Below are 5,754 nucleotides of genomic sequence, written 5' to 3'. Positions count from 1 at the left end.
GCCACGCCCAGCTCCACCGGCAGCGGTCCGACGCCCCCGTACGCCTCCGGTACGGCCAGCGACGTCACCCCGGCCCCGGCGAGCCGGTCCCACACCGCGCGGCCCGGCGCGTGCTGCCCGCGCGCCCACGCCCGGACGGCGCGCGGGGTGTCGGCCCCGCCGAGCATCCGGTCCACGGTGCGGCCGAACTCCGTCTGCGCCTGATCCAGCGCGAAGTGCATCCCCGGCCTCCCCTCGTCAGCTGTCCGGTCCGTCCGCCGCCCCGGCCGCCCCGGCCGCCCTGGCCGTGCCGGGCCCGGTCGCGGCCCCGGAACGGCGGCTTCCAGCGCTTTTCCCCGGCGCGGCCTGCCCGGCGCGGCGCCTGGCGGCCTCCCCGGGTCCTCCCCCGCGGTCTCACCGGCGCCCCTTCGGCAGGCCCAGCAGCCGCTCGGCGATGATGTCGCGCTGGATCTCGTTGGTGCCCGCGTAGATTGGGCCCGCGAGGGCGAAGGTGTAGCCGTCGGACCAGGGGCCGGGCGCGGCCGGGTCGTCGGCGGCGTCGGACAGTTCGCCGTGCGGGCCCAGCAGGTCCAGGGCCGTCTCGTGGAGGGCGATGTCCAGCTCCGACCAGAAGACCTTGTTCAGGCTGGACTCGGCTCCGGGCGAGCCCCCGGCGGCCGGCCGGGACGCGCTCGCGTAGGCGGAGAGCTCGTACGCGCGGGCGCGGATCACCGCGTCGGCGACCCGGTCGCGCAAGCCCGCCGCCTCGCCCCCCGGCGCCTCGGCCCGCGCCCGCCACAGCGCCACCAGACGCCGCGCCGCCGCGGTGAACCGCCCGGGGCTGCGCAGGGTCAGCCCGCGCTCGTTGCCCGCGGTGCTCATCGCGACGCGCCAGCCCTGCCCCGGCTCGCCGATGACGTCCTCGTCGGGCACGAACACCTCGTCCAGGAAGAGTTCGGCGAAGGCGGGCTTGCCGTCCAGGCGGCCGATGGGGCGCACGGTCACCCCGGGCGCGTCCAGGGCGAACATCAGATACGTCAGTTCCCGGTGCGGCGCGTCCGCCGCCGGACCGCCGCGGAACAGGCCGAAGGCCCGGTCGGCGAAGGCCGCCCGGGACGACCAGGTCTTCTGCCCGGTCAGCAGCCAGCCGCCGTCCGTGCGGCGGGCGGTGGAGCGCAGCGAGGCGAGGTCGGAGCCGGACTCCGGTTCGGACCACGCCTGGGCCCAGACCGTCTCGCCGCGCGCCATCGGCGGCAGCAGCCGGGCGCGCTGCTCGGCGGTGCCGTAGGCGAAGAGGGTGGGGGCGAGCAGGCTGATGCCGTTCTGGTTCACCCGGCCCGGGGCGCCCGCCGCGTAGTACTCCTCCTCGAACAGCAGCCACTCGACCGGCGACGCGCCCCGGCCGCCGTACTCCTCGGGCCAGGTCACCGCCGACCAGCGGTCCGCCGCGAGGGTGCGCTCCCAGGCGCGGTGCGCCGCGAACCCCTCGGCGGTCTCCAGGGAGGGCAGGGGAGCGGCGGGCGTGTGCGCGGCCAGCCAGCGCCGGGCCTCGGCCCGGAACGCCGTCTCCCGCGCGGTGAGATCGAGGTCCACCCGTGCGCACCGCCCCTCGGCCGGCCGTCCCGACAGTTCCCTAACAAGTGTTTGGTAGGTTACCGTGGCGCCGTGATGGACAACAAGGCGCCGTACGTCTTCGGCCACGGCCTCCTCACCGGCCGCACGGCCGTCATCACCGCCGCCGCGGGCACCGGCATCGGCGGCGCCACGGCCCGCCGGTTCCTCGAGGAGGGCGCGCGGGTCGTCCTGGGCGACGCCCATGAGCGCCGGCTGACGGAGACGGTGGCGGCGCTCGCCGGGGAGTTCGGCGAGCGGCGGGTCGCCGGACGCGTCAGCGACGTGACCGACGAGTCCCAGATCGCCGCGCTGTACGACCTCGCCGAGGAGCGCCACGGACGGCTGGACGCGGTGGTCAACAACGCCGGCCTCGGCGGCACCGCCCTGCTGACCGAGATGACCGACGAGCAGTGGGACAAGGTCATCGACGTCACCCTGAACGGCACCTTCCGCTGCACCCGCGCCGCACTGCGCCGGATGAAGGCCGGCGGCCACGGCGGGGTCGTGGTCAACAACGCCTCGGTCGTCGGCTGGCGCGCCCAGGCCGGACAGGCCCACTACGCGGCGGCCAAGGCGGGCGTCATGGCGCTCACCCGCTGCGCCGCGGTGGAGGCCGCCGCCTACCGGGTGCGGGTCAACGCGGTCTCGCCGAGCCTGGCCATGCATCCGCACCTGGTGAAGGTCACCACCCCCGAGCTGCTGGCCGAGCTCACCGAGCGCGAGGCGTTCGGCCGGTACGCCGAGCCCTGGGAGGTGGCCAACGTCATCGTCTTCCTGGCCAGCGGCTACTCCTCGTACATGACCGGCGAGACGGTGTCCGTCAGCAGCCAGCACCCATGAGGCGAGAATGGGAAGGTGCCGAATTCCACCAGGAACCGCGCTTCCACCGGAAACAGCGCGAAGAACAGCGAGAAGAAGACGACCGTGAGCCCGTCCCCCGAGCGGCGGCGCGAACTGCTCTCCACCGCGGCCGAGGTCTTCGCCGCGCAGGGGTACAACGCGACCACCGTCCGCCGGATCGCCGACGCGGCGGGGATGCTCGCGGGCAGCCTCTACTACCACTTCGACTCCAAGGAGTCGATGGTCGACGAGATCCTCTCCACCTTCCTCGACGAGCTCTGGGCCGGGTACGAGGCGGTGCTCGGCGCCGGGCTCGGCCCCAGGGAGACCGTCGAGGCGCTCGTCACCGAGTCCTTCCGGGAGATCGACCGGCACCGCGCCGCCGTCGCGATCTACCAGAAGGAGTCCAAGCAGCTGTCCGCCCAGCCGCGCTTCGGCTATCTCACCGAGTCGCAGCGGAGGTTCGAGCGGGCATGGCTGGGCGCGCTGGAGCGCGGGGTGTCCGAGGGCGTCTTCCGCGCCGATCTCGACATCCGGCTGGCGTACCGCTTCCTGCGCGACACCGTCTGGGTCGCCGCGTCGTGGTACCGGCCGGGCGGACAGCACAGCCCCGAGGAGATCGCCCGCCAGTACCTGTCGATGGTCCTGGACGGCATCACCCCGAGAGCCGGGACAACGACCGCAAGACCGTCATGACCCGATGACGAACCTGGAAGGAGCTGCCATGGCCGAGGCATACATCGTCGAAGCGGTGAGGACGCCGGTGGGACGGCGGAACGGCGGGCTCGCCGCCGTCCACCCGGCCGACCTCGGCGCGCTGGTGCTGCGCACGCTGATGGAGCGCTCGGGCGCCGATCCGGCCGCCGTCGAGGACGTGGTCTTCGGCTGCGTGGACACCGTGGGCCCGCAGGCCGGGGACATCGCACGCACCTGCTGGCTGGCCGCCGGACTCCCGGAGGAGGTCCCGGGCGTGACCGTCGACCGGCAGTGCGGCTCCTCGCAGCAGGCCCTGCACTTCGCCGCGCAGGCGGTGCTCTCCGGCACCCAGGACCTGGTGGTCGCGGGCGGGGTGCAGAACATGTCGACGGTGCCCATCGGCTTCGCCAGCGGCCGGGCCACCGAACCGCTGGGGCTGACCGGGGGCCCCTTCACGGGCTCGCAGGGGTGGCGGGCGCGCTACGGCGACCGGCCGGTCAGCCAGTTCCACGGAGCCGAGCTGATCGCCCGGAAGTGGGACATCACCCGCGAGGCGATGGAGGAGTACGCGCTGGGCTCGCACGGGCGGGCGCTGCGCGCCATCGACGAGGGCCGCTTCGACCGCGAGATCGTCCCCGTGGGGGAGGTCACGGTGGACGAGGGGCCGCGCCGGGACACCAGCCTGGAGAAGATGGCCGCGCTCAAGCCGCTCGTCGAGGGCGGCCGGCTCACCGCCGCGCTCTCCTCGCAGGTCTCCGACGGGGCCGCGGCCCTGCTGCTCGCCTCCGAACGGGCCGTACGGGTGCACGGCTTGACCCCGCGCGCCCGGGTGCACCACCTGTCGGTGCGCGGCGAGGACCCGATCCGGATGCTGTCCGCGCCGATCCCGGCCACCGCGCACGCGCTGGCGAAGACCGGGCTGACCATCGACGACATCGACCTGGTCGAGATCAACGAGGCGTTCGCCCCCGTCGTCCTGGCCTGGCTGAAGGAGACCGGCGCCGACCCCGACCGGGTCAACGTCAACGGGGGCGCCATCGCCCTGGGCCACCCGCTCGGCGCCACCGGCGCCAAGCTGATGACAACGCTCCTGCACGAACTGGAGCGCACCGGCGGCCGGTACGGACTGCAGACGATGTGCGAGGGCGGCGGACAGGCGAACGTCACGATCGTCGAGCGGATGTGAGCGGCACCGACCGGCCCCCTTCCCGTGGCGACCGCCTCCGGCCGCACGGATGATGGTGCTGCTCCGGGGGGCCGGACGAGCCGGAAGGACCGTGGCATGGCGTGCGGATCGACCAAGTTGTGGAACGGCGAGGCCACGTGGTTCTGTTGCGGCAACGCCTGGGGGCCGTGTGCCGCGGCGGGCGGCGGGGCGTGCGGCACCTGCCGGTCCAGCGCCCTGCAGGCCGCCTGGCCCAACGCCTCCCAGGCGTGCTGGGACATCACCCGGCCGGATCTGTGCGGCGAGGACATACCGCGGCGCGGCTGCGGCTCGGTGCTGAAGGTGCGCCATGACTGCTCGGGCGCGAGCGTCTGCGTCACCGTCAGCGACTGCGGACCGCGCACCCGCAGCTTCTGCTCCGAGTCCGTGTGCTGCGACGGCGTCTGCCGCACCAACCGGGTCATCGACCTCACCCCCGCCGCCTTCTCCGCCATCGGCAGCCTGAGCTCCGGCACCCTGCCGGTGTCCATCTTCGAATGAGGCGGGCCCGGCCATGAGCGCGTACCGGACCGGCGCCCCCCTCGACCGCCGCCGCTTCCTCACCGCCGCCGCCCTCCGCGGCGCCACCGTCATCGGCACCGCAGCCGCCGGCCCGGGGCTGCTGAGCGCGGGCGTCCCTAGCGCCGGGGTGGTCGGGGCGACCGCCCTGGGCGCCGTGGACGCCGACGCCGCCTTCGCCGCGCCCATCCGCCCGCTGGACCCCGCCGTCGCCGAGAGCGCCTTCGCCGAGGGGCGGATCACCGGGATCGCCGGGGACGTCCTGCAGGTCGCGGGCTCCTCCGGCGACCACGCCCGGGTGCGGGTCACCGGCGCCACCAGCGTCTGGAAGGCACGGGCCACCACCGCGGCCGAGATCGAGACCGGCGACGGACTCTACGCCCGCGGCGTCCCCCTGCCCGACGGCACCCTCGCCGCCGACGCGGTGTGGGTCAACATCGTGAACCTCCACGCCACCATCCGCGGCATCGAGAAGACCCGGCTGCGTCTCGCCCACGGGCCGCACGAGATCGTCGGCAACGTCATGGCCGAGACCACCAGCGCCTCGTACGGCGGTGCCGCACCCACGGCCGATCTGTCCCGGCTCACCATCGGGCAGAGCGCCCAGGTGCTGGGCGCGTGGCGGCCCTCCGACGGCTCCGTGGACCTGGTGCGGGTCGTGGTCGCCCCCGCCGCGGGGAGCCGGCGGTGAGCGCCCTGGTCTGTGCCCTCGCCCCGCTGGTGCTCGCCGGAGTGCTGGGCCCGGCCGGTGCGGGCAAGCTGTTCGGCCGGGGCGCCGCCCGGCAGGCGCCCCGTACCGCGCTCGCGCGGCTGCTGCGCGACGGCGGCCGGGCCGCGCTCGTACTCCGCGTCCTCGGCGGGCCGAACTCCTCCTCGCCGCCGGGCTGGTGGCGCTGCCCGCC

The 5,754-nt window shown here is 74.9% G+C and carries 7 protein-coding genes and 1 pseudogene; 6 read left to right on the top strand and 2 right to left on the bottom strand.

What is annotated here, in order from left to right; all coding sequences use genetic code 11:
* Both AXW62_RS27360 and AXW62_RS27355 read right to left on the bottom strand, forming a co-directional pair.
* Positions 1-221, bottom strand: a 221-nt coding sequence (locus AXW62_RS27360) for an acyl-CoA dehydrogenase family protein (RefSeq protein ID WP_174556440.1), incomplete at its 3' end; no start/stop codon positions are given.
* 172 nt (positions 222-393) lie between these two features.
* Positions 394-1,572, bottom strand: a complete 1,179-nt coding sequence (locus AXW62_RS27355) for an acyl-CoA dehydrogenase family protein (RefSeq protein ID WP_060946862.1) — start codon at positions 1,570-1,572, stop codon at positions 394-396.
* A 75-nt stretch (positions 1,573-1,647) separates the two neighbouring features.
* On the opposite strand from AXW62_RS27355, the gene AXW62_RS27350 reads away from it, so the two are divergent.
* The 6 genes and pseudogenes from AXW62_RS27350 to AXW62_RS27325 all read left to right on the top strand — a co-directional run.
* A complete protein-coding gene (locus AXW62_RS27350; RefSeq protein WP_060946861.1) occupies positions 1,648-2,433 on the top strand; it encodes an SDR family oxidoreductase in 786 nt (261 codons plus the stop codon).
* A gap of 15 nt (positions 2,434-2,448) precedes the next feature.
* Positions 2,449-3,129, top strand: coding sequence for a TetR/AcrR family transcriptional regulator (locus AXW62_RS27345; protein WP_030825451.1), 681 nt, complete (start codon positions 2,449-2,451; stop codon positions 3,127-3,129).
* A 28-nt stretch (positions 3,130-3,157) separates the two neighbouring features.
* Positions 3,158-4,315: an acetyl-CoA C-acetyltransferase gene (locus AXW62_RS27340; RefSeq protein ID WP_060946860.1), complete on the top strand. Its 1,158-nt coding sequence runs from the start codon at positions 3,158-3,160 to the stop codon at positions 4,313-4,315.
* 96 nt (positions 4,316-4,411) lie between these two features.
* Complete coding sequence (locus AXW62_RS27335; RefSeq protein ID WP_060946859.1) at positions 4,412-4,834, top strand: septal ring lytic transglycosylase RlpA family protein; 423 nt, start codon at positions 4,412-4,414, stop codon at positions 4,832-4,834.
* 13 nt (positions 4,835-4,847) lie between these two features.
* On the top strand, positions 4,848-5,543 hold the full coding sequence (locus tag AXW62_RS27330) for a hypothetical protein (RefSeq protein ID WP_060946858.1): 696 nt from the start codon (positions 4,848-4,850) through the stop codon (positions 5,541-5,543).
* Positions 5,540-5,754 (top strand): annotated as a pseudogene (locus AXW62_RS27325) (hypothetical protein); the annotation flags it as partial. The gene AXW62_RS27330 and the pseudogene AXW62_RS27325, both read left to right, overlap by 4 nt.

This window comes from Streptomyces hygroscopicus subsp. hygroscopicus (genome assembly GCF_001553455.1).
GTDB lineage: Bacteria > Actinomycetota > Actinomycetes > Streptomycetales > Streptomycetaceae > Streptomyces > Streptomyces hygroscopicus.
The sequence above is the reverse complement of the archived record's forward strand: the minus strand, read 5'-3'. Positions and strand labels throughout refer to the sequence as shown.